Origin of the sequence: Bradyrhizobium sp. 521_C7_N1_3 (assembly GCF_052075975.1) — a bacterium.
GTDB lineage: Bacteria > Pseudomonadota > Alphaproteobacteria > Rhizobiales > Xanthobacteraceae > Bradyrhizobium > Bradyrhizobium japonicum.
In genome coordinates, this window is the sequence record NZ_CP197232.1 from 3403876 (window position 1) to 3429666 (window position 25791).

The 25791-nt window shown below is 63.9% G+C and carries 21 protein-coding genes and 2 pseudogenes; 14 read left to right on the top strand and 9 right to left on the bottom strand.

Annotated elements, in window-relative coordinates; all coding sequences use genetic code 11:
- Positions 1–153 precede the first annotated feature (153 nt).
- Positions 154–1215: an isocitrate/isopropylmalate dehydrogenase family protein gene (locus tag AB7008_RS15830; protein ID WP_441259039.1), complete on the top strand. Its 1062-nt coding sequence runs from the start codon at positions 154–156 to the stop codon at positions 1213–1215.
- Positions 1216–1407: 192 nt separating this feature from the next.
- Here AB7008_RS15830 and AB7008_RS15835 read toward each other — a convergent pair whose 3' ends face one another.
- The 3 genes from AB7008_RS15835 to AB7008_RS15845 form a co-directional block, all read right to left on the bottom strand.
- The gene (locus AB7008_RS15835) at positions 1408–1632 is read right to left on the bottom strand and encodes a hypothetical protein (protein WP_304493247.1); all 225 of its coding nucleotides are present in this window, start codon (positions 1630–1632) and stop codon (positions 1408–1410) included.
- A gap of 367 nt (positions 1633–1999) precedes the next feature.
- Positions 2000–3091, bottom strand: a complete 1092-nt coding sequence (gene ada / locus AB7008_RS15840; RefSeq protein ID WP_304493248.1) for a bifunctional DNA-binding transcriptional regulator/O6-methylguanine-DNA methyltransferase Ada — start codon at positions 3089–3091, stop codon at positions 2000–2002.
- 144 nt (positions 3092–3235) lie between these two features.
- Complete coding sequence (locus tag AB7008_RS15845; protein WP_304493249.1) at positions 3236–3688, bottom strand: ester cyclase; 453 nt, start codon at positions 3686–3688, stop codon at positions 3236–3238.
- Between the two features lie 108 nt (positions 3689–3796).
- On the opposite strand from AB7008_RS15845, the pseudogene AB7008_RS15850 reads away from it, so the two are divergent.
- Positions 3797–4004, top strand: a pseudogene (locus tag AB7008_RS15850) (calcium/proton exchanger); the annotation flags it as partial.
- A gap of 94 nt (positions 4005–4098) precedes the next feature.
- Here the strand turns inward: AB7008_RS15850 and AB7008_RS15855 are convergent.
- The 3 genes from AB7008_RS15855 to AB7008_RS15865 form a co-directional block, all read right to left on the bottom strand.
- On the bottom strand, positions 4099–4572 hold the full coding sequence (locus AB7008_RS15855; RefSeq protein WP_041955922.1) for a hypothetical protein: 474 nt from the start codon (positions 4570–4572) through the stop codon (positions 4099–4101).
- 178 nt (positions 4573–4750) lie between these two features.
- Complete coding sequence (locus AB7008_RS15860; RefSeq protein ID WP_028156983.1) at positions 4751–5389, bottom strand: hypothetical protein; 639 nt, start codon at positions 5387–5389, stop codon at positions 4751–4753.
- Positions 5390–5398: 9 nt separating this feature from the next.
- Positions 5399–6454, bottom strand: coding sequence for a zinc-dependent metalloprotease (locus AB7008_RS15865; RefSeq protein WP_248881889.1), 1056 nt, complete (start codon positions 6452–6454; stop codon positions 5399–5401).
- Positions 6455–6960: 506 nt separating this feature from the next.
- Here AB7008_RS15865 and AB7008_RS15870 point away from each other — a divergent pair.
- From AB7008_RS15870 to AB7008_RS15880, 3 genes are read left to right on the top strand one after another with little or no spacing between them, the layout of a single operon-like run.
- On the top strand, positions 6961–7218 hold the full coding sequence (locus tag AB7008_RS15870) for a LodA/GoxA family CTQ-dependent oxidase (RefSeq protein ID WP_441259040.1): 258 nt from the start codon (positions 6961–6963) through the stop codon (positions 7216–7218).
- On the top strand, positions 7206–8954 hold the full coding sequence (locus tag AB7008_RS15875; protein WP_441259041.1) for a LodA/GoxA family CTQ-dependent oxidase: 1749 nt from the start codon (positions 7206–7208) through the stop codon (positions 8952–8954). The genes AB7008_RS15870 and AB7008_RS15875 overlap by 13 nt, the downstream gene beginning before the upstream one ends.
- An 8-nt stretch (positions 8955–8962) precedes the next feature.
- Entirely contained in the window at positions 8963–9976 is a 1014-nt protein-coding gene (locus tag AB7008_RS15880; protein ID WP_441261208.1) for an NAD(P)/FAD-dependent oxidoreductase, read from the top strand.
- On the opposite strand, the gene AB7008_RS15885 is transcribed toward AB7008_RS15880, so the two are convergent.
- Positions 9973–11067 carry an amidohydrolase family protein gene (locus AB7008_RS15885; RefSeq protein WP_441259042.1) on the bottom strand — a complete coding sequence of 365 codons (1095 nt, stop codon included), beginning with the start codon at positions 11065–11067 and terminating at the stop codon, positions 9973–9975. The genes AB7008_RS15880 and AB7008_RS15885 overlap by 4 nt on opposite strands.
- A 334-nt stretch (positions 11068–11401) precedes the next feature.
- Between AB7008_RS15885 and AB7008_RS15890 the strand changes: the two genes are divergently transcribed.
- The gene (locus tag AB7008_RS15890; protein WP_080669535.1) at positions 11402–11755 is read left to right on the top strand and encodes a UBP-type zinc finger domain-containing protein; all 354 of its coding nucleotides are present in this window, start codon (positions 11402–11404) and stop codon (positions 11753–11755) included.
- 80 nt (positions 11756–11835) lie between these two features.
- Here AB7008_RS15890 and AB7008_RS15895 read toward each other — a convergent pair whose 3' ends face one another.
- Positions 11836–12579, bottom strand: a complete 744-nt coding sequence (locus AB7008_RS15895) for an SDR family NAD(P)-dependent oxidoreductase (RefSeq protein WP_028150112.1) — start codon at positions 12577–12579, stop codon at positions 11836–11838.
- A 145-nt stretch (positions 12580–12724) separates the two neighbouring features.
- On the opposite strand from AB7008_RS15895, the gene AB7008_RS15900 reads away from it, so the two are divergent.
- From AB7008_RS15900 to AB7008_RS15925, 6 genes and pseudogenes are all read left to right on the top strand, one after another.
- Positions 12725–13495: a methyltransferase domain-containing protein gene (locus AB7008_RS15900; protein ID WP_441259043.1), complete on the top strand. Its 771-nt coding sequence runs from the start codon at positions 12725–12727 to the stop codon at positions 13493–13495.
- 212 nt (positions 13496–13707) lie between these two features.
- Entirely contained in the window at positions 13708–14709 is a 1002-nt protein-coding gene (locus AB7008_RS15905) for a DctP family TRAP transporter solute-binding subunit (RefSeq protein ID WP_014497080.1), read from the top strand.
- Positions 14710–14863: 154 nt separating this feature from the next.
- A pseudogene (locus tag AB7008_RS15910) lies at positions 14864–15340 on the top strand (TRAP transporter small permease); the annotation flags it as partial.
- 219 nt (positions 15341–15559) lie between these two features.
- Complete coding sequence (locus AB7008_RS15915) at positions 15560–16840, top strand: TRAP transporter large permease (protein WP_244464060.1); 1281 nt, start codon at positions 15560–15562, stop codon at positions 16838–16840.
- A 118-nt stretch (positions 16841–16958) separates the two neighbouring features.
- Positions 16959–18113, top strand: coding sequence for a diguanylate cyclase domain-containing protein (locus AB7008_RS15920; protein ID WP_441259044.1), 1155 nt, complete (start codon positions 16959–16961; stop codon positions 18111–18113).
- 191 nt (positions 18114–18304) lie between these two features.
- A complete protein-coding gene (locus AB7008_RS15925; protein WP_441259045.1) occupies positions 18305–20227 on the top strand; it encodes an alkyl/aryl-sulfatase in 1923 nt (640 codons plus the stop codon).
- 191 nt (positions 20228–20418) lie between these two features.
- Here the strand turns inward: AB7008_RS15925 and AB7008_RS15930 are convergent, their stop codons facing one another.
- A complete protein-coding gene (locus AB7008_RS15930) occupies positions 20419–21489 on the bottom strand; it encodes a glycosyltransferase family 4 protein (RefSeq protein WP_041955908.1) in 1071 nt (356 codons plus the stop codon).
- Positions 21490–21761: 272 nt separating this feature from the next.
- Here AB7008_RS15930 and AB7008_RS15935 point away from each other — a divergent pair, with 272 nt between their 5' ends.
- A complete protein-coding gene (locus AB7008_RS15935; RefSeq protein WP_441259046.1) occupies positions 21762–23525 on the top strand; it encodes an ABC transporter ATP-binding protein in 1764 nt (587 codons plus the stop codon).
- A 59-nt stretch (positions 23526–23584) separates the two neighbouring features.
- Positions 23585–25789, top strand: a complete 2205-nt coding sequence (locus AB7008_RS15940; RefSeq protein WP_441259047.1) for an amylo-alpha-1,6-glucosidase — start codon at positions 23585–23587, stop codon at positions 25787–25789.
- Positions 25790–25791 lie beyond the last annotated feature (2 nt).

The window sequence follows — 25791 nt, forward strand, 5'->3', positions numbered from 1 at the left end:
GGCGGCGAGGTGAAAGCGGACTTTCGGCATGTACTACGCCGAAGGCCGCTTCCACAGGCATATGCTTGCATGCTGTGTATGCGCGAAGGTCAGGCGATGCGGCCGGCGGCTGGCGTATGATCGCGCCAGCTGCTGCAATCTAAGGGGATCACCATGCAAATCGTCGTTCTGCCCGGTGACGGCATCGGACCGGAGATCACGACCGCCACATCGGGTGTGCTGCGCGCGGCCTCCGAGCGCTTCCAGCTCGACTTGCGGCTTGAGGAGCACGCGGTCGGGCATGCGAGCCTGAAACGGTTCGGCACGACGGTGCGCCCCGAGCTGCTCGACATCGTCCGCGCCGCCGACGGCCTGATCCTGGGGCCGACCGCGACCTTCGACTTCAAGGACGAGGCGCATGGCGAGATCAATCCGTCCAGGCACTTTCGCAAGAGCCTCGACCTCTACGCCAATGTCCGGCCGGCGCGAACCTATGCGGGGCGGCCCGGCCGCCTCGGCGAGTTCGACCTCGTCGTCGTGCGCGAGAACACCGAAGGGTTCTACGCCGACCGCAACATGGAGCAGGGCAATGGCGAGATGCTGGTCACGCCCGACGTCGTGATCTCGCTGCGCCGGATCACGCGCCTCTGCTGCGAGCGTATCGCGCACGCCGCCTGCCGTCTGGCGATGAAGCGGCGGAAGCATCTGACCATCGTGCACAAGGCCAATGTGCTGAAACTCGGCGACGGCATGTTTCTCGACATCTGCCGCGCGGCGGTGAAGGGCTATCCCGGCCTCGAGGTCGACGACATCCTGGTCGACGCCATGATGGCGCATGTGGTGCGCAACCCCGATCGCTTCGACGTCATCGTCGCCACCAATATGTTCGGCGACATCCTGTCCGATCTCACGGCCGAGCTCTCCGGCAGCCTTGGCCTCGGCGGCTCGCTCAATGTCGGTGATCGCTACGCGATGGCGCAGGCCGCGCACGGCTCGGCCCCTGACATCGCGGGACAGGACGTCGCCAATCCGATCTCGCTGATCCTGTCGACCGCGTTGCTGCTGGCCTGGCATGGCGAGAAGAGTGGCGCCGCCCGCTACGAGGAAGCGGCGCGTGCGATCGAAGCCGCGGTGGCGAAGGCGCTTCGCGAGGGCAGGGCGACGCGCGATATCGGCGGCAAGCTCGGCACGATCGCGGCAGGTGCTGCGATTGCGGAGATCTTGCAGGCGGAGTGAGCCATCGTCGCGGATGCCTGCGATTTTTTTGGGGGCCAACACAAAAACTCGAAAAACAACCCCATGCACAGTAGAAGGCTCCTTGATCGATAAGGGATTTTCGGAGCGCGTCGCGACGACATCCTGTGCTGCGACGACGTTGACCCGTCGGGCAAAACACTGGCACAATGCTACGCTGCTCTGACGTCCTCCTCACGTTGTCCGGATCGCGACGAGCCTCTGTAGCCCGGCCACAACTGCCGACACCATCTCCGCTTGTTCGGATCTCGGACTCGGTCCGGCCTGGAACATTCCATCGGACCGCACCACCATCTCGGCATGTGGCGACGTGGCAGTCTGCTCGAGCATCTCGCGCAGCTTCGGATCCAGTCCATCGCCGCGCGCGGCTGCAATCGCGTTGAAACTGGCTAGCGACATCGCTCCTCCGGTCCCTTGTCATCGAGACGGGTAGCTTGGACGGGGCGCCGCCGGCGGCCACTCCGGATCCTGCTCTCAAATCGAACTCGTCTTCGAATTTGAGGCGAAGAAGCGGAGTGCCGACGCTGTGCCCGCGTGCCGATGCTTTTCTACGCTCTCGATATCCGTCACCTCAATGGCGATGATCGGACTGGCCGCGCTCGCCGTGCCCGCAGCATCGACAAGAGGCTGCAAGTATTTGTCCTCATGATCGAAGCTACGCGCACGCGCTCCTGTCCAAGCTCCGATGTTTGCTTTCAAACTGAGAAAATCTCCGATGACTCGCGAAGCAAATGCGGGCCGACGGCATCCTGCCGCGCGGCGCTGTTCAGGTGGCTCGCGAGGCTTCCCTGTCCAGCAGGGCGCGCTTGCGCTCCACGCCCCAGGCATATCCGGAGGTCGATCCGTCGTTGCGGATCACGCGGTGGCACGGAATCGCGACCGCGATATTGTTTGCCGCACAAGCACCTGCCACGGCGCGCACAGCGTTGGGAGCTCCGATCCGCTGCGCGATCTCCGCATAGCGGACGGTGCTACCTGCAGGAATGTCCTGAAGCGCTTGCCAGACTCGCTGCTGGAACGCGGTGCCGCGAATATCGAGCGGCAGATCGAGACCGATCTCCGGCGCTTCGACGAAGCCGACCACCTGCGCCACCATCGCCTCATAGTCATGGTCAGCGCCGATCAGGCGCGCCTTGGGGAAGCGATCCTGAAGATCGTGGACCAACTCCTCCGCGTCATCCCCGAGAAGAACCGCAACGACGCCCTTCCTGCTCGATGCGACCAGGATAGGGCCGAGAAAACTTTGACCGACCGCGAACCTGACCTCCTCGTTGGCCCCTCCGGCGCGATATCGCGATGGCGTCATGCCGAGCATTCCCGTCGACTTCTCGTAGAACCGGCCACTCGAATTGAAGCCGGCGTCGTACATTACCTCAGTGACGGAATTGCAGGACACCAGACCTTCACGAACCTTCCTGGCACGGAATTCGGCGGCATAGCTCTTCGGCGTCAACCCGGTGGCAGCTTTGAAGACGCGATGAAAATAGCCGGGGCTCAAGCCGACCGCCTCGGCCAACTGCTCCAGCGACGGCTCCTCCTCGCTGGCCTCGATGATGCGGCACGCCTTGGCGACCAGCGTGGCATTCCCGGCCTCGACCGAGGGCCCGTCCGGATTGCAACGCCGGCACGGCCGAAATCCTGTCGCCCTGGCACTCGCCAGGCAGTCGTGAAGCTGGACATTCTTCGGGTTTGCGGTGCGCGACGGACAGGACGGCCGGCAATAGACCCCGGTCGTTGAAACCGAGTACCAGAACTGGCCATCTGCGCCCTTGTCGCGCGCGAGGATGCGGGCCCATCGCGGATCATCCGCGACCGACGGGGGCATCTGCTTCCGGAACTGAATGGGTGCTGCGGTCATAGCCCGGAGTTTCCACATAACCGGAGGCGCTGCCACCCGATTTCCGACGGCACCGTCTGGCGCTGCAAAAGCAGGCGAGGCCCACACGATGTGCGGGCCTCGTTCAACGACATCGGATCTACCGGTGGTGCGGAAGCGTTCCGATCAGGCCGCGGCTTTCAGCAACCCGAGCTGCGTCAGCGCGGCGACGCCATCGTCCAGGCCAATCTCCTCGACAATCTTGCCGTCGATCACCTTCAGCACCGTGGTGCCCGTGAAGTGCATCTTGCGGCCTGTCGCCGGCGGCAATTGGCCGGCCAGGAAATCGTTGAACGCCGGCCCGGTGTGAGTGCCGCCGCCTTCCCATTGACCGACGACGTATTCGCCCTCGGCGATCAGGTCCGCGGTGCCCCAGAAGTTGAGATCGGGAAACGCAGCGCGGAAGTCGGTCATGAACGCCTTGATATCGGCGCGGCCGCGACGGGGCTCATGCAGCGAATATTTGAGCAGCATGTCGGGAGCGGCGATCTCGTCGATGACGCCGAGATTGACGGTCTTGCCCCAGAATTCGGTGAACCAACGACCGACGACGGCCTTGTTATCATCTTGCTTGCTCATCGAAGAACACCTTTCTTTTGCAGGAATCATGGATCGGCTTGCGATCGCTGCAATGTCTAGGCGTCGTCTCCCTGCGTCGAACTCCGGTTCTTGTCCTGAAATTGGAAAGTGCTGGTGCTGCTCAGCTATGTCGTCGGACCCGATGAACCTTCAGTTCTGGCCCGGCGCCGTCACCATGGTGATGATCGCAACGGTCACGGCGACCTTCATCACCACCAGTGGACGCTCGGCATGGTTCGTCGGCGCCCTGATGATCTTCATCTACGCGGTGTTCGCGCTGACCTTGTATGTCGTCCCGCCGGCGGGCGAGGGATGAGGTGCACTCGCCCGCCGGCGCAGAGGTGAATTGGCTCGTCGGGAAATGGCGGACCGCGGCGAGCCATCCTCCGAAGCGGCGAATCCGTTTCCCGCTAGTAGGCCCAGTAGCTGCCGGAGGGCGCGCAATTGTCGCCGAAATAGCCATAGCCATAGTCGCCGCCGCCATAGCCGTAATACGATGCGGCCGGGTAGCCGTAGCCGTAGGCGGGATAACCGCCATAGTAGCCACCGTAGGACCCGCCATAGCCGCCGTAATAGGCGCTCCGCGCGATTGCGCCGCCGACGACCGCGCCGGCGACCACACCGTAACCGAGGCCGCGATAACCGTAGCCGCGATAGCCGTAGCCGCGATAACCCCAGCCTCCGCGATAACCCCAGCCGACACCGCGATAGCCATAGCCGCCGCGCCAGCCGCCGACCCAGCGCACCTCAGTCGTGGTCTGATCGACCATCGATTTCATCGTCGAAAGATGCGTCGGGATCGGCCCTGCCTGAGCGATTGTGCCTGATAGCAGGGCGCCGGCTCCGGCGAGAACGAAGGTACGCAGGGAATTCGAGGATGTCATGATCGATCATCTCCTTGGCTTGCGGGCGGCGCTTCCTGCGCGGCCGCACCCATTCCGGGATGGCATTGCCGCGGCGGGTTTGATCTAGATCAAGCGTCGACGGCGTATCCGGCCCGGACCTCGACGGGATCAATGTGCGATGCCGTCGGTAAGGACGCGCAGGCTCCTTGCGAACCGACTACTTCAAGTCGACCGTGTCTTCCGCGATGATTTCTTCGTCGAATCCGGTCGTCCGCAACACGCGTACCGCGGCACGTTTGGCGCCGGCGAACTGATTGCGATCGACGTCCACCTCGGGGGTGGGACGACTCACTGCAATCGTGTCCCACGTCGACCTGTTGTCCGGCTTGACCTGGACCGAGTAGGTTACGCCGGCGACGGGCTGCAATCCGCCGAGCTGGTCGATCTTCAATGGTCGCCGGCTGGCTGCCGCAGCCCCGGCGAGCTCAAGTCCGAAGGTGGCGCCTGCGGCCGGCCCGGGAGGTGCCGCCCCGGCCTCGTACCGGCTGATCTCCTTCCCCTTGAGCTGGAGGCTTACCGACTTCATGCCGCTCACCCGCGGAAGGTCCGCCTGAATCAGACCGACCTCGTTCGGCCGGTCGGGCTCGGCAGACGACCGGCGAATGACGACAGGCTCCCGATAAACTTCCTTGCCTTTGTCGTCGTAGGCCACGAGCTCCACGTCCTTGTCGGTGGCGGCGTCCGACGCGATGGTGGAGACCGACGGGTTCACATACATGATCTTGCCGTCACCAGCGGTCTTGTTGATGGTGGCGACGACGTGAACGAATGATCCGGTCTTGATTTCGGTCTTCATCGGATCCTCCTAGGCGACCGGCGGACCGAGGGCGTCCTCTTCCAAAAGCCGGGTCATGATCGCCTGGTAAGTGTACGCCGATAGCCACTGGTTGTCTGCATAGGTCATCACGTCGTGATATGTGAGCCCCGGCAACGCAGCGGCCGGCAAGCCGAGTTCGTGATCCCCGGTGTCGACACCGACATATTTGTTGTCCGGCTTGCTGATACAGCCGTTCTCATAAGGGAATGTCGGATCGCTCGCGTCCTGCGCGTTGGGGGGAAAACCCGGATGAAACCGGCCGAACGTATGTCCGAGTTCGTGTGCGCCGTACCAGTCGGCATATGACGCGTCGCGATCGCCGGCAAAACCGTTCGGCACGCCCGCGGGTCCGGAAGCGACGGTGTCCGGCTGGGCCGTGCCCGGAATGGCGAACGCCTTTCCTCGCATGAAGTTGTTGGACGCGTTATCGTCGACGAGACCGTAATAGTGCGTGCGCGGGTCGACGCCGCTGCTCACCTCGCGGCTTCGCAGCGCGGCGATCTGGGCATTGGCGAGATCGACCGTCGAGTCGTTGAACGGCGCGGCAAAATCCGCGTCCACCACCATGTGGGACCATTCGAGCGCGGCGACAGGATAGGCGCGGTTGAGAAACGACCTGAGATACGAAAAGTGGACCGCAGCGGGAGTGACGGTCGTGGGGCCGGCCCTGTATCGAAGACCGATCACCCGGATGCGGAGCGGCGGCGCCGCCGTGAATGTTACGGGCGCGATGTTGAACGCCGCCGCCGGAAGGTCGCCGCCTCCGGGCTGAAAGATGCGGCTGATGCGCAAGCTGAGTGTGCCCGCGCCGATGGCTGCGGCCGGCAGGCGGAAGTTCAGGCTCTTGTCGATGTCTTCCCGCTGTTCGCGGAGGCTGAAGGGCGAACCCGGGTCCACCCGAAGCGAGTTGAGGGCCGGGAGGAACGTGTCGCCTCCGCCGCTCCGGCTCCACGCAATTTCCGCGGTGATCTGACCGGGCTGCGACACCGAAGTCGGTTCAAGATAGAGGCGAACGAGCGTCGCCTTATCGGCGACCAGCGGCACCGAATTCGTCACGTCCTGAACGCACTGGACGATCTCGACGCCACGCACCTGCACGCCGGTCTGCGGCTGAGCAAGGCCGAGCGGGCGGCGTTTGCGAGGTTTGAGTCTGGGAACGCCCGAGCCGCGATGCACGCACATCATGCACATGATGTTGCTCCGACTTTGATGACCCGCAACACGAGCTTCGCTCTGTCGCGTGGACTTTAAGTCTACATTGATAATATACTACCCGCTATAATTGAATCAAGCGAACCCTGCGGATCAGTCATTTGGACGCAGCGCGGTTGACATAGCCTGTTGTCGGTGCCGGTCGCGAAAGGCCCCGGCTCAGCAAGTTCTGCGACGAATTATTGGCGCGGAGGACGTTCGATGTTGCATCGCTTTCAGTCCCGTGGGCTCGGCGCCGCAGCTGCTCCGCAGAGCACTGCGCCGCCACGTTCGGAGTTCGAGCCGATCGAGGACCGCCTCCTTTTTTGGACAATCCCTTTTGATGCCGAGGTCAGACGATGATCGATCCGAACGCAATTGCAGCGCTGAAAGTCTATCCGCCCATCGGCGTCGCCCGTGTCGGCAATGCCCAAGGCGCCGACGACTACGTCATCGGCCCCGAGTTGATCGGCGGTGCGCCGAGCTTGCCCGGCACGACGCCGGAGCAGCCGGCTCGCTTTGTCGAGGACTTTCGCACCGCGAACGGCGAGATCAAGCGGCAAGCCGCGCGCTTCCGCATCTACGCCCACATAAGGACGGCAGCGTGCAGGAGGTGACCGCTGCATCCGCGAAGATCGAGTGGCGCGTCTGCATCGCAAACCTCAAGGCCGGCTGGTACGAGTTCAACCAGGCAATGGACCTCGGCCCGCTCAGCCAGAGCGCGTTGCAGCGAAATCGCGAGCTGGTTTTGCGGGACGCCAGGTGGAAGCTCGACATCACGCCAACCCCGCGAAGCATTGCGGGGCAGGGGGCTGGCCCGATCAGGCTGGACGATGGCGCGTTCTGGGGCTCATCCGTCTATCTCGGCGAGCTTCGCACCGACGGCGACGGACGGCTGATCTTCCTCGGCGGTAACGGAGTTTCGCAGCCGTTCCGCAGAGGGACACGGCCCCTGACTTTCGCCAACAATCCAGGTTGGCACGATGACGTCAGCGACGGGCCGGTGCGGGCGCAAGTGACATTTGCGGGGCATGCACCGATCGATGCGGAGCCCGGCTACGTCTGCGTCACGCCGCCGAATTACGCGCCGGGGCTGTTCGGTCTCGTAACGATGGACGACGTGGTGCGGGAGGTGTTCTACGACAAGGGCTGGATTCCACGACCGGTCAAGACCTCGTTCGTCAACGATGTGCAACCGATCTTTCAGCGCCTGACCGGACTGCAATGGGTCAACCACGGGCTCTTCGTCGTTCATGGTTTTGGCTCGCCGCTCGACGCGCAGAATGCGCAAGTCCTCGCCAAGCTCAACGACGCGTCTGCTGCGAATGCGGCGTGGCGCACGGCCGTGCTGGCGTTGTTTCGCGATCCAGGCGCGGGCGGCGCACTGATCGAAGACCAGATAGCGCAGGTGTTCGGCGATGCGGTCGACCAATTCTTCGAAGGTCCGCCGAAGCCTTCGAATTCGCTGCTTGCCGTGACGAAGACCCAGTACGCGCACCTCAAGCGCTGGGCTGCTGGAACATTCGATGCCGACGGGCCGTCGCACCAACCGGCGCAGCCGCACGACTTCTCTGCCCTGCCTCCCGAGGTCCAGGTCGTGCATCTCGAGCGCGCATCCTTGCACGATTGTCTCGGCGGCCCATTCCATCCCGCGATGGAGATGACATGGGTGATGCGGATTCCGCTGATGTGGGCATCGGCGTATCGCCTGAAGGTCTTGGCCGGTGAGCAACCAGCGCGGCAGGACTTCGGGGGTACTCTCACGCCGACGGTCTGCACCGGCGCGAACGGCCCACACGACGGTGTTGCCGCAGGCTGCCTCACCCGTTTCCTCGGCGTGCCCTGGCAGACCGATCATACCTCGTGCAATTCGGCGGCGGACTACTTCCCGTCGACGTTCCTGTCGATGCCGACGTTCTGGGGACCGCGTGCCCCGGATCAGGTTCTGGCGGATGGAAACTATCTGCGTGCGGCCGCCATCGCGCCTCTCGGCCAGGCGACGCAACAACAGACCTTCAAGCACCTGATGAACCGGGTCGACTGGCTGCGCGACATCCGCGGCAACGATTACTATGACCGCCTGTCGAACATGATTGCGGAATGGTCCGAGCTCGGCATGGTGTTGCCGGTGAAGAACGCGCCTGCATCTCTGCCGGTGCAGGATCTGCGCGTCGAGCAGGGACGCAGCGACAGCAACGGGCCGATCGATGTCACGGCCGATCCGAAGTACCACGCGGTCGAAGACATGGAGAGCCTTTTCCTGCCGCAGACGACAGCGGGCCTGGCGCTGCGGCGTGGCGCCCGCAAGACGGCTCCCCCGCCGAAGCGGACCTATCGCCCGGGCGAGATCTGACCTTGGACGTGCTGCGCACCGACTGTCTCGTGGTCGGCGCCGGACCTGCCGGCTTGACCGCCGCACGCCTGCTGGCCCTTAGGGGCCGCACGGTTATTATCGCAGATTCCGGCGTTATGCCGACGACGCGGCTTGAGCTCCTTGCTCCAGCCTCGCTCGCCACTGTCGCGGCGGTAGGACTTGAACATCTGCTCGACGATCCGACGATCGCCCGAGCCTGTCTCGGGATTCGGCGAACACACCGTTCGGGCGCGTCGGACTACGAGGACTTTCTGCGTCATCCCTGCCGCGTCGGGTATGTAGTCGATCGCGCCCGTTTCGACGAACGCCTTCGCGACGAGGCTGTCGCTGTCGGGGTTGCGTTCTGCGGGCTGCGCGCAATCGGCGTCACGCCGGACCGCGGCGTTATCTGTCGCGCGAGTGATAGCGCTCAGACGAAGCTCGTCCTTGCGGAGATCGTTGTCGATGCAACGGGGCGCGCCGCCGCGATTGCGCGGCGCCGGGGCGCGCGCGTGGCCGCCCGGGATCGCATGGTCGCCGAACTGATCGAGGATGCGGCTGATGGTGAGCCGGCCGGTTCCGCATCGTGGCTCGAATACAGCAGCGATGGACCGACCTGGTCTTACCGCATCCGTGGACCGCAAGGGCGTGTGCAGATATGGCGCATTCGCAGATCCGGAGCACCGGCTGGAGATGCACTGCTCAGCGTGGACGCGTCCGCTTGCCTCCTCTCGGAGGCTGCGGGCGAAGGTTGGATTGCAGTGGGCGATGCGGCGATGGCGTTCGATCCGATTGCCTCTCAGGGACTGTTCAACGCATTGTCGTCCGCTTTGGTCGCGACGGGTGCGCTGTTGTCGGCCGATCGGCTGAGCCCGACCTCGGCGCGATTGTATTCCGACGCGGTCGCCGCAACATTCCTTCACTGCGAAGCAGGCCGTAGCAGCGTCTATGGCGCCATGCCTCCGGCGCCGCCGCAAGGCCCAGCCGAAGCCCGTGCCACGCTTTTCCGGATGATGCGCTAACCCTGCAGCCGGGGAACGAGACGTGTCGCGTTCTGATGGCCGATCGCATCGAGATCCTCTGTCGGGAGGCCAAGCTTCTGCAATTGCGCGAACTGGCCAAGGCCGAAATACGGATAATCGCTGCCATAGGTGATCTGGGAGGCGGGTACGAGCTTGAGCAGCGCGGCCATGGATGGCGCGAAAGTCGCATTCGCGGTGTCGTAGTGAAGCCGGCGTAGCTCGCCTTCGATTCCTTCCGGCGCAAACTCCTTCAGGTCGGGCCGCGCCCCATAGAACGAATTGATGCGCCCGGCCATCATCGGGATCGTGCCGCCGGCGTGCGAGAACAGCCATTTGATGTCGCGATGGCGGGCGAATGCGCCGCTGAGCAGAAGGCTCGTCACGGTGCGTGTGGTGTCGTGCGGGACTTCGATCACCGCCGGAAACGTACCGACGCTGAGCCCACTACAGCAACTCGCGACCAGTGGATGCACATAAACGACCGCCTTGCGACGGTTCAACTCCTCGAACACCGGCCTGTAGGCGGCATTGCCGAGCCATTTGTCGCCGTAGCTGCTTTGCAGCCCGATCCCGTCCGCTTTCAGCGTGTCGAACGCATATTCGATCTCCCTGAGCGTGGCATCGACGTCCTGCATCGACAAGGTCGCGAACAGGCCGAAACGGCCCGGCTGGTCGCGCATCATGTCCGCCGCGTACTCGTTGCAGGCGCGCGCGAGCCGGCCGGCTTCCGCCGGCCCGAGGTCGAACCACACGCCGGGCGTGGAGGCGACCGACAGGATGCCTGTGCGTATGCCATTGCGGTCCATGTCCTCGACGAGCTTCTCGCGGGTCCAGGCCACCTGGCCGGGAAAGTGCGGCTGCTTGCGTGCGTCTTCGTAGCCGAGCCAGAGCCTTTGATATTCGGGCGGATAGAAATGAAGATGGGTATCGATCAGCGCCGGCCTGGTCTGTCCGAGTACCGCAGCGGTCGGAATGGCCGAGGCGAGGCCAAGCGCACCGGCGCCAGCGAGAAAGCCGCGCCGCGACGAGGACGTGCCGCAACAGGTAGAGCAGGGCTGATGCTCTCCCGATTTTCGATCCCACATGTTCATGTTGCGCGCCTCCGGTGACGAACTGGCAAAGGCCCGTGATGTTTCTATAGGCAGAACGTTTCGTCCATCCGCTGTCCGCGGTGTGGCTGTAGCGTGGGCGGTGATTGTTGGGGATTGGAATGTGCCGATTTTTCGTCGCCGAACGATGCCTCTTGTCACGCCTGCGCATCGCAGCCGCAACTTTGTGTGAACGCGCCCCCAATTGTCCCGCGAGAGGCTCCGTGCCGTCGCGATGTTGACCCGTCCGGCAAAACACTGGCAAAATGTGCACATGGCGGAGATCTCGGCGTGAATGCGTCCGTGGTGACCGCGAGCATTTCCAGTGAGTTGACCTATGAAGTCTGAGCGGGATGGCATCAACCTCGCAGCCAAGCCAACCGGAACGGGTTGCGTGGAATGCTCGGCTGCGGGCGGGTGGTGGCTGCACCTTCGCCGATGTGTCGAATGCGGTCACATCGGCTGCTGCGATACGTCACCAAACCAGCACGCATCGAAACACAACGCGGCGACAGGTCACCCTGTTATCACGAGCTTCGAGCCGGGCGAACGATGGTTTTACGACTATCGCACAGGAGAGAGTTTCGCCGGCCCGAAGCTCCAAGGCCCTCACTCGCGTCCGTTGGACCAGCCGGTGCCCGGACCGGCCGAGGCCGTGCCTTCCGACTGGCAAACGCTCCTCCATGAATAGGCAGCCTGATCGTCGCACTCCCGAGCACAGAGCGGACGTGGCATGCTTTCGCGGACTGATCAGACTTGGGAGCCCTCGCCCTAGAACTGATATCGCCGCAGTCCCCCATCAACCGGGATCACCGTGCCCGTGATGTAGCGCGCCACCGGTGAGGCCAGAAACACCGCGAGCGCCGCGAGGTCCTCCGGCTCGCCCCAATAGCCGACCGGGATTTCTTCCTCCGCAAAGCGCTCGCGATAATCCGGCGGGTAGTTGCGGCGGATCTGTTCGCTCATGATGCGGCCGGGCGGGATGCAGTTGATGGTGATGCCGTGCTCGCCGATCTCGCGCGACAGCCCCTTGGCCCAGGCGTGCACGGCGGCCTTGGCGGCGAACGCAGCGTTGAGGCCTTCCGGCTCGGACTTGCCGGTGATGTTGACGATGCGGCCCCATTTGCGTTCGATCATCTGCGGCAGCAGCGCATGCGCGATGCGGCGGTAGCTGGTGAAGTTCAGCGCGATGGCCTCGTCCCATTTGCTGTCGGGCGCATCGACCGGCAGCGGGCGGCTGCCGCCGGCATTGTTGATGAGGATGTCGACATGGCCGAGCTCCTTTTGCGCAAAGGCCGCGATGTTCTCCGCGGCGTCCTTGGCCATCACGTCCTGCTCGAACGGCGTGATCAGGCCGGAGCCGACTTCCTTCACCAACTCGGCGAGCAGATCAGTGCGCCGTGCCACGCCGACGACGCGGACGCCTTCGGCAGCCAGGCCCTTGGCGATGGCGCGGCCGATGCCGATGCTCGCTCCTGTCACGACTGCGGTTTTCGATTTGAGCCCGAGGTCCATGGTCACACGCTCTCTTGTTTGCTTTTTGCGTCTTGTTGTTCGTTTCCTGCCCGTCCCGCCGGCTTCGCGAATTGCCTGAGCGGGACGAGCAGTGGTAACCAAGAGCCTCGACGAAGGAAACACGAAAAAGAAAAGGCGTTGAGCAATGGTCTGGGATCCGCAGCAATATTTGAAATTCTCCGGCCATCGGCTTCGGCCCGCCGTTGACCTGTTGATGCGGATTCCGGATTTCGCCCCGCGCGCGATCGCCGATCTCGGGGCAGGGGCCGGCAACGTGACAAAACTGATCAAGGAGCGCTGGCCGGACGCGACCGTGACCGGTGTCGAGGGCTCGGCCGAGATGGTTGCCGCCGGCCGCAAGGCGGCGCCGGACGTGGAATGGTCGCACGAGGATCTCGGCCATTGGCGCCCCGCCAGGCAATACGATTTGATTTATTCCAATGCCGCACTGCACTGGCTGCCCGATCATGCAGCACTGTTTCCGTCGGTCATGGCGAAGGTGGCGCCCGGCGGCATGCTTGCGGTGCAGATGCCGCGCAACTTCCTCGCGCCATCGCATGTGCTGATCGGCGAGACGGCGCTGAACGGCCCGTGGCGGTCAAAGGTCGAGCATCTCGTGACCCCGCCGCCGGTCGAAGGGCCGGCCTTCTATCATGATTTGCTCGCGCCGCTTGCCCAGAACGTGGACATCTGGGAGACCGAATATCTGCAGGCGCTCGAAGGCGACAATCCCGTGAAGGAATGGACCAAGGGGACCTGGCTGACGCGCTATCTCGACATCCTGCAGGGCGACGAGAAGGCCGCGTTCGAGGCCGCCTATGGTGAGCGGGTGGCGAAGGCCTATCCGAAGAATGCCGCAGGGCAGACGCTGTTTCCGTTCCGGCGTCTGTTCATGGTCGCCCAGCGCAAGGGCTGATCGCACTGCCGCAATGCGACATGAACCGTACGCAACCCGGGACTGGGAGCGGGTCCCGGGTTGCGCGGACAACAGCCGTCAAGCTAGCTTGCCCGTGGCAAATTGGGCTTAGGTCTAGTTGTTCGGGTGGTGGATTGCTGCCACTACTGGGCTGCAAACCGGGCTGCAAAACAAAAAGAACCCGGTTTTAGAGGTTGTTGGGAGGTTACTTCATGCGCAAGCTGCTTCTTGCGGTCGCCGCCGCAGCTATTCTCGTGGCCCCAGCCGTGGCACAGGCCCAGAGTCCGATCGTCATCAAGTTCAGCCACGTCGTCGCCAACGACACCCCGAAGGGCAAGGGCGCGCTGAAGTTCAAGGAGCTTGCCGAGAAGTACACCGACGGCAAGGTCAAGATCGAGGTCTATCCGAACTCCACGCTCTACAAGGACAAGGAGGAGATCGAGGCGCTCCAGCTCGGCTCGGTGCAGATGCTGGCACCCTCGACTGCGAAGTTCGCGCCGCTCGGCATCAAGGAGTTCGAGGCGCTCGATCTTCCCTGGCTCTTCAAGGACGACATCACCTATTCCAATGCGATGAAGGGCACGGTCGGCAAATGGCTGTTCCAGAAGCTCGAGACCAAGGGAATCACCGGGCTCGCCTATTGGGACAACGGCTTCCACATGCTCTCGGCCAATCGCCCGCTGATGAAGCCGGCGGATTTCCAGGGCCTGAAGTTCCGCATCTCCGGGTCGAAGATCGCCGACCAGTATTTCCGCATCCTCGGCTCGATCCCGCAGATCATGGCGTTCTCGGAAGTCTACCAGGCGCTGCAAACCGGCGTGGTGGACGGTTGCGAGAACACCGCGTCCAACTATCTGACGCAGAAGTTCTACGAGGTGCAGAAGGACATCACCGTGTCCTATCACGCGCATCTGCAATATGCCGTGATCGTCAACTCGAAATTCTGGTCTGGACTGCCGCCTGATATCCGCACCCAGCTCGAGAAGGCGATGGTGGATGCAACCGAGTACACCAACCAGATCGCGCACCAGGAGAACGAGGACGCGCTCGCCGAGATCAAGAAGACGGGCAAGACCAAGCTGCATTATCTGACTGACGCCGATCGCAAGGCGTGGCAGGAAGCGATGCAGCCGACTTACAAATGGGCAAAGGGCCGGGTCGGGCAGGAGGTGCTCGATCTCGTCGCCAAGGAACTCGACGTCAAGATGAACTGACGCGCGAGTTCAATAAGAACAACCATGAACGGTCGGGGGTGATCCCACTCCCGGCCGTTTCGCTCTTGAATGACGAGCCGATGCTGGGGGGACCAAGTTGCTGCGAGTGCTGAATCGTTTTCTCGATCATCTCGAGGAGTGGCTGATTGCGACGATGATCGCGGCCGCAACGTCGCTCATCTTCGTCGCCGTGCTGCACCGCTATGGGGCCGGACTCTCGATCGACATCGCCAAATGGGCGGAGGCTCGCAACCTGAGCTTCATCTCGGTTCCGTCGCGCGCCGCATTCGTCTGGCTTGCCGCGCTGGACCTGTCCTGGGCGCAAGAGCTCTGCATATACATGTTCATCTGGATGGCGAAGTTCGGCGCGGCCTATGGCGTGCGCACCGGCATCCATGTCGGCGTTGACGTATTGGTGAATGTGCTGCCGGGCGGCTCGCGCCGGCGCGTCATCACGTTCGGCCTGCTCTGCGGTGCGCTGTTCACGGCGATCGTTGCCTATTTCGGCGGCGCCTTCGTCAACCAGATGTGGCACACCGGACAGCAGTCCAACGACCTCGAAGCGCCGATGTGGATGGTGTACCTGACCATCCCGCTCGGCTCCGGCCTGATGTGCTTCCGCTTCCTCCAGGTCGCCTGGTCGTTCTACCGCACCGGTGAGCTGCCGCATCATGACATGGCCGGCGTCGAGGGAGTCGAGCCGGACCCGGTTCATCCGGCGCCGGTCACGCGCAGTCAGGTGGTCCGCGACGAGCGCAGCCCGATGGGCTGGGTGCTGATGTTGCTGCCCGTCCTGATCGTCGCGATCTGCTTCGCGCATGCAGGCCACGTCATCACGCTGCCGCAGGGCCTGCGCGTTGCCATCGTGTTCGCGCTGCTGCTGTCGCTGATGCTCACGGGCATGCCGATCTCGATCGCGCTCGGTCTCACGGTGCTCAGTTTCATGTTTACGCTGACCGACGTGCGAACGGAATCGGTGGCGCTGAAGCTGTTCACCGGCATCGAGAATTTCGAGATCATGGCGATCCCGTTCTTCATCCTCGCCGGCAACTTCCTGACTCATGGTGGCGTGGCGCGGCGGATGATCAATTTTGCGACCTCGCTGGTCGGCCATTGGTACGGTGGTCTTGCCTTGTCGGGCGTGGTCGCCTGCGCGCTGTTCGCCGCGATTTCAGGCTCCTCGCCGGCGACCGTGGTGGCGATCGGTTCGGTGATCTTGCCTGCCATGATCGTGCAGGGATTCCCGAGGAAATTCGGTGCGGGCGTGATCACGACCTCGGGCTCGCTCGGAATCCTGATTCCGCCGTCGATCCCGATGGTGCTCTACGCCGTTTCCACCAATACGTCGGTGGGCAAGCTTTTCATCGCCGGCATCGTCCCGGGTCTCGTGCTCGCCTTCCTGCTGGGAGCAACGACCTTCTACCGCGCCTGGCGCAACGACTATCCGCGCATGCCGAAGGCGACGTTCATGCAGCGACTCGATGCGTTCCGCAAGTCGATCTGGGGAATCCTGCTGATCGTGATTGTGATCGGCGGCATCTACAGCGGCCTGTTCACGCCGACCGAAGCTGCCGCCGTCAGCGCCGTCTACGCATTCATCGTCGCGGTGTTCATCTACAAGGATCTGAAGCTGCGTGACGTGCCGCGCGTGCTGCTGTCGTCGGCGAATCTGTCGGCGATGTTGCTCTACATCATCACCAACGCGGTACTGTTCTCGTTCCTGATGACTTACGAGAACGTGCCGCAGGCGCTGGCGCAATGGATGATCGATCAGGGCCTCGGCTGGATCGGCTTCCTGCTCGTCGTCAATCTGCTGCTGCTGCTCGCCGGCAACGTGATGGAGCCGTCCTCGATCATCCTGATCATGGCGCCGATCCTGTTTCCGGTGGCGGTAAAGCTCGGCATCGACCCGATCCACTTCGGCATCCTGATGACGGTCAACATGGAGGTCGGCCTGTGCCATCCGCCTGTCGGCCTCAACCTTTACGTCGCCTCGGGCATCGCCAAGATGGGCATTACAGAGCTCACGGTCGCGGTGTGGCCGTGGCTGCTGACGATGCTAGCGTTCCTGGTTGTCGTGACCTACTGGCCGGGCCTGTCGCTGTGGCTGCCGAGGCTGCTGGGGATGTAGCGGAACGAAAGGCATAGCTAACGCGCGGTAAATCCGTCCGCTCAAAAGCCCTCGCTGCGCTGGGAACCCATTTTTACGTGTCTGCGGTAGAACCATGCCAGCGGATGGGGCTGGCACGTTGTTCAACAGAATGGAATCCGGACGGGCGTCGATTTCTGACGCCGTCTATCTGGAAGTCATCGCGGGCCTTCACGGCACGACGATGCCCAACATTCTTGCTGCCGCCTGCCTCGCGATGGTTGGCGCCATCACAACCTACGAGACCGGGGACATCGTGACGGCCGGCCTGACGATCGCCGGTGTCGTGGTGGCCATTGTCCGCCTGTTCGAGATTTTTGCTTTCCGCCGCCGCCTCGTACAGCTGCCGCAGCTAAATCGGGCCGAGGCCGCGCGCTGGGAGCGTCGCTATGTCGCCGGCACGGTTGTAACGGCCTTGGTGCTCGGCGTGTTTGCCGCGCGCAGCATCGTGCTGGGTGATGCGCTCTGTTCCGTGATGGCGATCGGCATCGGCTTCGGCTTTGGCGCCGGCGTGGTGGCGCGGCTGGCGCTGCGTCCCGTCGCGGCGCTGCTCGATCTCGTCGCGATCGCCGCCCCCGCCGCGATTGTTACTTTCATGCAGCCTGATCTCCGCCATGTCGGGCTCGGGCTCCTCATCCTGATGTATGTAGCCGCCAGTTTCGAGATGGTGCGGCTGAGCTTCAACGCCTCGATCAACCAGATCACGCTCAAGCGGCAGTTCGAGCAGCTGTCGCGCCTGGACCCGATGACCGGCGCGTCCAATCGTTCGGTGCTGGCCACGGACCTGCCGCAGATGCTGGCGGCCGGGATGATTGCCGTCCATACGCTCGATCTCGACCGCTTCAAGGAGGCGAACGACCGGTTCGGCCATCCTGTCGGTGACGCACTGTTGAAGCAGGTCGCCGGGCGGCTCAAGGCGCTCGCCGCGCAGGATGACCTCGTGGTCCGGATGGGCGGCGACGAGTTCGTCCTGGTGCAGCGGGCGGCGCCTGATGCGGAAGCGATGGCGCAGCGCATCGTGCAGTCGATCAGCATGCCCTACGATATCGACGGACAGGTCATTGAGGTGGGCGTCAGCGTCGGCGTCGCCGTCGCGCCGGACGACGGGCGCACCGCGGAAGCGCTGCTAGCGCGGTCCGACAAGGCGCTCTATCGGGCCAAGCAGGAACGCGGCGGCTATGTGCTGGCGCGGGATTTGCGGATGGCGGATGCGACCGCATCAGGCCGGCCGCTCGCCGAAGGGCTTGCTGCGTAGACGAGCTGGGGTCTCTCTTCTAGCCGTAGCCCGGATGGAGCGAAGCGCAATCCGGGACTTTTTCGCATCTGGCTCGAAGGCGCCCGGATTGCGCTTCGCTCCATCCGGGCTACGGATTCCTCCTCGACCGGCGATGGCAATCCTCCGCCGGATGCGGTTAGATGGCCGCAACAGGCCGGGAGGAAACAAGAATGACCAGCAACGAGCCGAAGGACGCAACACCGTCCGTTATCGCGCAGCATGATGCGATGCTGAATGCGCTGCCGTTTTCCGACACGCGGGATTTCGACGATGCCGCGCGCGGCTTCCTCGGCACGATCGAGAACGCGGAGATCACCAACCCGCAAGGTAGGACGGTCTGGAGCCTGAAGCCCTACGGCTTCCTGTCGTCCGAGCAGGCGCCGCCGACTGTCAATCCGAGCCTGTGGCGGCAGTCACGGCTCAACATGCAACATGGGCTGTTCGAGGTGGTGCCCGGCGTCTACCAGGTGCGCGGGCTCGATATCGCCAACATGACGCTTATCGAAGGCGACAGCGGCGTCATTGTCGTGGACACGCTGACCTCGATCGAGGGCGCGCGTGCCGCGCTCGATCTCTACTTCAAGCACCGCGGCCAGCGGCCGGTCGCGGCGGTCATCTTCACGCATACCCACACCGACCACTGGGGTGGCGCACGCGGCGTGCTGGAGGAGGATGCGCTGGCGACCGGGCGCGTGCCGATCATTGCGCCGAACCTGTTCATGGAGCACGCCGTCTCCGAGAACATCATCGCGGGACCGGCGATGCTGCGCCGGGCGCAGTACCAGTTCGGCCCGTTCCTCGCCAAGGGGGCGCGAGGGCAGGTCGATTGCGGCCTCGGCAAGTCGATGGCAGCGGGATCGGTCGCGCTGCTGCGTCCGACCGACCTGATCATGGCGACCGGCGACAGGCGCGTGATCGACGGCGTCGAATTCGAATTCCAGATGGCGCCGAACAGCGAAGCGCCGGCGGAGATGCACTTCTTCATCCCGCGCTACAAGCTGCTGAACCTCGCCGAGAACTGCACGCACAATTTCCACAATCTGCTGCCGTTCCGCGGCGCCGACGTGCGCGATGCGCTGGCGTGGTCGAAGTACCTCAACGAAGCCTTGCGGCTCTGGGACGGCAAGGCGGAGGCGATGTGCGGCCAGCATCACTGGCCGGTGTGGGGGCGCGAGCGGATCGGCGCGATGATCCGGCAGCAGCGCGATCTCTACAAGTTCGCGCATGACCAGACCATCCGCCTGATGAACCACGGCCTCACCGCCGCCGAGATCGCCGAGACGATCCAGTTGCCGAAGAGCCTGGAAGGTGCCTGGCATGGCCGCGGCTATTACGGCCATATCCGGCACAACGTGAAGGCGATCTACCAGAAATATCTCGGCTGGTACGATGCCAACCCGGTCAATCTCGATCCGCTGCCGCCGGTCGAGTCCGGCAAGAAGTATGTCGAGTATATGGGCGGCGCCGAGGCCATCCTCGCGCGTGCACGCAAGGACTTCGACAAAGGCGAGTTCCGCTTTGTCGCGCAGGCGCTCGGCCATCTCGTCTTCGCGGAGCCGGAGAATGAAGCGGCGCGTGCGTTGCTCGCGGATACGCTCGAGCAGCTCGGTTATGCCGCCGAGAGCTCGACCTGGCGCAACGCCTATCTGTTCGGCGCGCAGGAGCTGCGTCAGGGAATGCCGAAGACGCCGCCGCGCCCGCCGATGCCGCGCGAGACGCTGGCCGCGCTACGCACCGAGCAGCTTTGGGACGTGCTCGGCATTCGGCTCAACGGCCCCAAGGCCGAGGGCAAGCACATCGTGCTGAACTGGAGTTTTTCGGATACGGGCGAGATCTTCGTGCTCAATTTGGAAAACTCTGCGCTGACCTATACCGAAGGCGTACAGGCGGAAAATGCGGATGCCAGCTTCACGCTCGCGCGCGCAACGCTCGATGAGGTCATCGCGAAACTGACGAGCTTTCCGGAAGCGGTCGCCGCCGGCAAGATCAAGCTCGCGGGCAACCCGATGCGGCTTGCCGAGCTGATGGGCCTGATGGACGAATTCCCGCGCATGTTCGAGATTGTCGAGCCGAAGCGGGCGGTGGTGAGTTAGGGCGCTTCTGCAACACACTCAGTGTCGTCCCCGCCTAGTGCGCAATTGCGCACGGGAGCGGGGACCCATAACCCCAGGGAGAAGTTTGACGCGAGACAGGCAACTCCGAGTCTTCGCCAAACGCTATCCTGTGGCTATGGGTCCCGGATCTGCGCTTCGCTTGTCCGGAACGACAGCTGAGATTCTGGCTGCTACTCCGCGCTGCTCACCAGCTTGATCCGCGGCGCCTGCGCTTGCGTCAGGCTGCGATAGGCAGCGAGATAATCCAGCGCCATCCGCCGCGCCGTGAAGCGCTTCTCGAACTGCTTGCGGATCGCCGCGCGATCGAGTTGCGGCAGACGCTTGACGACGCCGGCGGCGCTGATGATGTCCTCGACCACGAAGCCGGTGAGGCCCTCGTCGATGATCTCGGGCACCGAGCCGCGGTTGAAGGCGACGACCGGCGTGCCGCAGGCCATCGCTTCGATCATCACGAGGCCGAACGGCTCCGGCCAGTCGATCGGCAGCAGGAGGCCGAGCGCGCTGCTCAGGAAGTCCGATTTCTCGTGGTCACCGATCTCGCCGATGAACTCGACCAGCGGATTGTTCTGGATCATCGGCCTGATCAGCTCGTCGTAATAGTCCTGGTCGGCGCGATCGACCTTGGCCGCGATCTTCAGCGGGATGCCGCAATGCATCGCGATCTTGATGGCGCGGTCGACACCCTTCTCGGGCGCGATGCGGCCGAGCACTGCGAGGTATTCCTGCTTCGCGGGCTTCGGCGTCAGCAGGTTCTCCGGCAGGCCGTGTTGGATCGTCGTCACCCAGTTCGCCTGCGGCACCGGCCTGCGCTGCGCGTTCGAGATCGAGATCACCGGCATCTTTGAGAAGGTGTTGAACACGGGCTGATGCTCCGGCAGGTCGAGCCGGCCGTGCAGCGTGGTCACGAACGGGGTCGGCTGCCGGTGGAACAGGGACCACGGATAGTAATCGAGATGGAAGTGGAGGAAGTCGAACTCCTCGTCGTCACATTTCTGCCGCACGCGCTCCAGGAGCACCATGTGCAGGGCGTTGGGATCGCGCACGGAACCGTCGAGACGAAGCGCCCGCGGCCATAATGCGTCGAGCTTCGCCGACGTCTGCGAGTCACCACTGGCGAACAGGGTCACATCGTGTCCAAGGGTAACCAATTCCTCCGTCAACCAGTGCACCACCCGCTCGGTGCCGCCATACAGCTTGGGTGGAACAGCCTCCGTCAACGGAGCTACCTGCGCGATGCGCATCTCGCCATCTCCTCTGTGATCATTGAAGTTAAACCCCCGCCGTGTCTCGGCACCGGCATGCCAGACGAGGGAACGTTCTCGCAATTGCGAAGTTCCTTCAACGAACGTTACTTCTTGGACACACTTCAGTCGGCCGCGATGCTGCCATCTCCTCTTCTCACATCGTCCGCATCCGCATGTCGTGATGGCCCGGCCCGGGAACCGAGGCGAAGCGGTCGATGTTCAATCGGCTAATAGAAAAATCGAAATCAATACGACGGGGTCGCAGTCACATGGATCATCTTTCTGGTTACGCGCGCAGGCCATTTGCCTTTGTCTTGCGCTATCTGCGACGACGGCCGGCATCGCATCTCGTGATCCTGACCGCTGTCGTTGCAGCCGTTGCCTGTTCCGTCGGTACGCAATACGGCGTCAAATCCCTGGTCGACAGCCTGTCCGCGGGAACTTCGCACGGTGGCAGCGTATGGCTGGCATTCATTTTACTCATGTCGCTGATCGCGGCCGATAATTTTCTGTGGCGGATCGCGAGCTGGACTGCGAGCTTCACCTTCGTTCGTGTCACGGGCGATTTGCGCCGTGACATATTTCGTCATCTGACCGGACATGCGCCGAGCTACTTCTCGGATCGCATGCCGGGCATGCTGACGAGCCGTATCACCGCCACCTCGAACGCGGTGTTCACGGTCGAGAACATGTTCGTCTGGAATGTGTTGCCGCCGTGCATCGCCACAATTGCGGCCATCGGTCTGATTGGAACCGTCAGTCCCTATATGGCACTCGGCCTGATCGTGGTCGCGGGTGGTATGGTGATAGCGATGTTCCATCTGGCCGCAGCCGGCAAGCCGCTGCATGACGACTTCGCCGACAAGGCCGCCGTCGTCGACGGCGAGATGATCGACGTCATCAGCAACATGCCGCTGGTCCGCGCCTTTTGCGGCATCGGCCATGAGCACGAGCGGTTCGACGCGACGGTGAACCGGGAACTGACCGCGCGTGGCCGCAGCCTGCGTTATCTGGAAAAGCTGCGGCTCACGCATGCCGGCGTGACGGTCGTCCTGACGGTTGCGCTGATGGCCTGGGCGATCACGCTCTGGCAGCAGGGCGAGGCAACCACCGGCGATGTCGTGCTGGTCTGTACGCTCGGCCTCTCCATCCTCAATGCGACGCGCGATCTCGCGGTGGCGCTCGTCGATGTCACCCAGCACGTCGCGCGCCTGACCGAGGCGATCGCGACCTTGCTCGTGCCGCATGAACTGCGCGATCATCCCGAGGCCGAGCCGCTGATGAAGAGCGGCGCCGCGATCGCGTACAACAACGTCACCTTCGGCTATCCCGGCGGCGAGAAGATCTTCGAACGGTTCAGCCTGCGGCTTCAGCCCTGCCAGCGCGTCGGCCTGGTCGGCCAGTCGGGCGGAGGGAAATCGACCCTGTTCACGTTGCTGCAGCGATTCTACGATGTCGACGAAGGCAGCGTGACCGTCGACGGCCAGGATATTTCCAAGGTGACCCAGCTGAGCCTGCGTGAGGCCATCTCGGTCGTGCCGCAGGATATCTCGCTGTTCCACCGCTCCATTCGCGAGAACATCCGCTACGGTCGTCCGAACGCGACCGACGACGAGGTGCTGCGCGCGGCGATCGCGGCGCGCTGCGATTTCATCGACAGCCTGCCGGAAGGCCTCGACACCATGGTCGGCGACCGCGGTGTCAAGATGTCCGGCGGCCAGCGCCAGCGCATTGCGATCGCGCGGGCCTTCCTGAAGGACGCGCCGATCCTGCTGCTGGACGAAGCCACCGCCGCGCTCGACAGCGAATCCGAGGAGGCGATCCGCGAGGCGCTGTCGCGCCTGATGCGCGGCCGCACCGTGATCGCGATCGCGCACCGGCTGGCGACGCTGCGCAATTTCGATCGCGTCCTGGTGCTGAAGAATGGCAAGATCATCGAGGACGGCGCGCCCGACCGCCTGATGCAGGGCCACGGCCCCTACCGTGAGCTGGTGACGCAGGAGATGAGCCGGCTCGCCAAGTTCGCCGCGTAAGTCCAACAGTTGCGTTTGCGTTGGTCGCGTTCGAAAAATAGGCCGCAGGGGAGCAGCTCATGGCAGCCGAAGCCGTAACCCAGATCATCTCGGTAACGCAGACGGAGGAGGCCGTCGCGGAGCAGGCGTTCTACATTCCGATGACGGGGCCCGCCGCGCGGCCCCGTCGGTCGCTCAAGCACGACGACACCTTCATCGTGCTGGACAGCCATGGCGACATCGGCGCCTCCGCGGGCGGGCCGGACGGCCTGTTCAATTGCGACACGCGCTATCTGGCGCGGCTGGAGCTCGTGCTCGACGATCTCCAGCCGCTGCTGCTCGGCTCGAATCTTCGCGACGACAATTCGGCCCTGACCGTCGATCTCACCAATCCCGATATCTATCGGCAGGGCCGCATCGTGCTGCAGAAGGACCTGCTGCACATCGTGCGCACGATCTTCCTGTGGCGCGGCACGGCCTATCAGCGCATCGGCGTGCAGAACCATGGCGACCGTCGCGCCAGCCCGGAGCTGACGCTGCTGTTCGACAGCGACTTTGCCGATCTGTTCGAGGTGCGCGGCGAGCGGCGCCCCCACCGCGGGACGGGCACCAGCAAGTTGCTCGGGCCGACCGACGTGCTGTTCCACTATCGCGGCCTTGACGATGCCGTGCGTACCACCGGCCTGCATTTCGACCCGCGTCCGACGCGGCTGTCGGTGAATGCCGCGACCTGGCAGCTCGATCTGGAGCCGCATCAGTCGAAATCGCTGTTCGTGGCGGTGTCCTGCAATCGGCCGATCGCGGAGAAGCCCGCGCGCTTTTTCAGGGGCCTGCTCGCCCATCGCCGCGAGATGCGCCAGTCGACCACGGGCATGGCCAGCATCGAGACGTCGAACAACATCTTCAACGAGGTGCTGTGCCAGGCCATGGCCGACCTCAACATGCTGATGACGGAGACGCCGCAGGGGCGTTATCCCTATGCCGGCATTCCCTGGTACTCGACGACGTTCGGCCGCGACGGCCTGATCACCGCGCTGCAGATGCTGTGGATCGATCCGCGGGTCGCGAAGGGTGTGCTGCGGCGGCTCGCGCATTTTCAGGCAGAGGCGGTCGATCCGCTGAACGATGCGGCGCCCGGAAAAATCCTGCACGAGATGCGTGGCGGCGAGATGGCTGCGCTCCGCGAGGTGCCGTTCGCGCAATATTACGGCAGCGTGGATTCGACCGCCTTGTTCGTGCTGCTCGCCGGAAGCTATTTCGAGCGCACCGGCGACGAGAAGACCCTGACCGAGCTGTGGCCGGCGATCGAGGCGGCGCTGGCCTGGATCGACGGCCCCGGCGATCCCGACAGGGACGGCTTCGTCGAATATCAGCGCGCCACCGAAAAGGGTCTCGCCAACCAGGGCTGGAAGGACTCGTATGACGCGATCTTCCATGCCGATGGCCAGCTTGCGGAAGGCAATCTCGCCCTTGCCGAGGTGCAGGGTTACGTCTTTGCCGCCAAGCAGCTCGCCGCACGTTGCGCGTTGCGGCTCGGCAAGCCGGACCTCGCCAAAAAGCTCGAGACCGAGGCCAAGGCGCTGGCCGAGCGGTTCGAGAAGGCATTCTGGTGCGAGGAGCTCGGTACCTATGCGCTCGCGCTCGACGGCAGGAAACGGCCCTGCAAGGTGCGGACATCCAACGCCGGGCAGGCGCTGTTCAGCGGCATGATCCGCGAGGACCGCGCACGTCTCGTCGCCGCCGATCTGATGGCGCCGCACTTCTTCTCGGGCTGGGGCATCCGCACGGTCGCGCAAGGCGAGGTGCGCTACAATCCGATGTCCTATCATGACGGCTCGATCTGGCCGCACGACAATGCGCTGATCGCGCTCGGGCTCGCGCGCTACGGGCTCAAGCATTCGGTGGCGCATGTCTTCAAGGGCCTGTTCGACGCGGCGACCTACATGGACCTGCGGCGGCTGCCCGAATTGTTCTGCGGCTTCCGGCGCGAGAAGCGGCGCGGCCCGACGCTCTATCCCGTCGCCTGCGCGCCGCAGGCCTGGGCCAGCGCGACGCCATTCACGCTGCTGGAGGCCGCGCTCGGCATCGAGTTCGACGTCGCGCGCGGCGAGATTCGCCTGCGCAATCCGCATCTGCCGGCGTTCCTGAACGAGGTGATCCTGCGCGATCTGCGCCTGGGCAATTCCAGCGTGGATCTGCGCGTCAGCCGCCACGGCGACGACGTCGCGCTGGAGGTCTTGCGCACGCGCGGCCGGATCCAGGTCTCGATCGTGCTGGCGCGCTAGCG

What these genes read in the sequence shown, in the direction of transcription:
- AB7008_RS15890 (WP_080669535.1), top strand. Translation starts at nt 11,402, where the DNA reads ATGAAGTCTGAGCGGGATGGCATCAACCTCGCAGCCAAGCCAACCGGA.
- AB7008_RS15930 (WP_041955908.1), bottom strand. Translation starts at nt 21,489, where the DNA reads ATGCGCATCGCGCAGGTAGCTCCGTTGACGGAGGCTGTTCCACCCAAG.
- AB7008_RS15925 (WP_441259045.1), top strand. Translation starts at nt 18,305, where the DNA reads ATGACCAGCAACGAGCCGAAGGACGCAACACCGTCCGTTATCGCGCAG.
- AB7008_RS15935 (WP_441259046.1), top strand. Translation starts at nt 21,762, where the DNA reads ATGGATCATCTTTCTGGTTACGCGCGCAGGCCATTTGCCTTTGTCTTG.
- AB7008_RS15895 (WP_028150112.1), bottom strand. Translation starts at nt 12,579, where the DNA reads ATGGACCTCGGGCTCAAATCGAAAACCGCAGTCGTGACAGGAGCGAGC.
- ada (WP_304493248.1), bottom strand. Translation starts at nt 3,091, where the DNA reads ATGACCGCAGCACCCATTCAGTTCCGGAAGCAGATGCCCCCGTCGGTC.
- AB7008_RS15870 (WP_441259040.1), top strand. Translation starts at nt 6,961, where the DNA reads ATGATCGATCCGAACGCAATTGCAGCGCTGAAAGTCTATCCGCCCATC.
- AB7008_RS15905 (WP_014497080.1), top strand. Translation starts at nt 13,708, where the DNA reads ATGCGCAAGCTGCTTCTTGCGGTCGCCGCCGCAGCTATTCTCGTGGCC.
- AB7008_RS15860 (WP_028156983.1), bottom strand. Translation starts at nt 5,389, where the DNA reads ATGAAGACCGAAATCAAGACCGGATCATTCGTTCACGTCGTCGCCACC.
- AB7008_RS15855 (WP_041955922.1), bottom strand. Translation starts at nt 4,572, where the DNA reads ATGACATCCTCGAATTCCCTGCGTACCTTCGTTCTCGCCGGAGCCGGC.
- AB7008_RS15900 (WP_441259043.1), top strand. Translation starts at nt 12,725, where the DNA reads ATGGTCTGGGATCCGCAGCAATATTTGAAATTCTCCGGCCATCGGCTT.
- AB7008_RS15830 (WP_441259039.1), top strand. Translation starts at nt 154, where the DNA reads ATGCAAATCGTCGTTCTGCCCGGTGACGGCATCGGACCGGAGATCACG.
- AB7008_RS15845 (WP_304493249.1), bottom strand. Translation starts at nt 3,688, where the DNA reads ATGAGCAAGCAAGATGATAACAAGGCCGTCGTCGGTCGTTGGTTCACC.
- AB7008_RS15835 (WP_304493247.1), bottom strand. Translation starts at nt 1,632, where the DNA reads ATGTCGCTAGCCAGTTTCAACGCGATTGCAGCCGCGCGCGGCGATGGA.
- AB7008_RS15940 (WP_441259047.1), top strand. Translation starts at nt 23,585, where the DNA reads ATGGCAGCCGAAGCCGTAACCCAGATCATCTCGGTAACGCAGACGGAG.
- AB7008_RS15885 (WP_441259042.1), bottom strand. Translation starts at nt 11,067, where the DNA reads ATGAACATGTGGGATCGAAAATCGGGAGAGCATCAGCCCTGCTCTACC.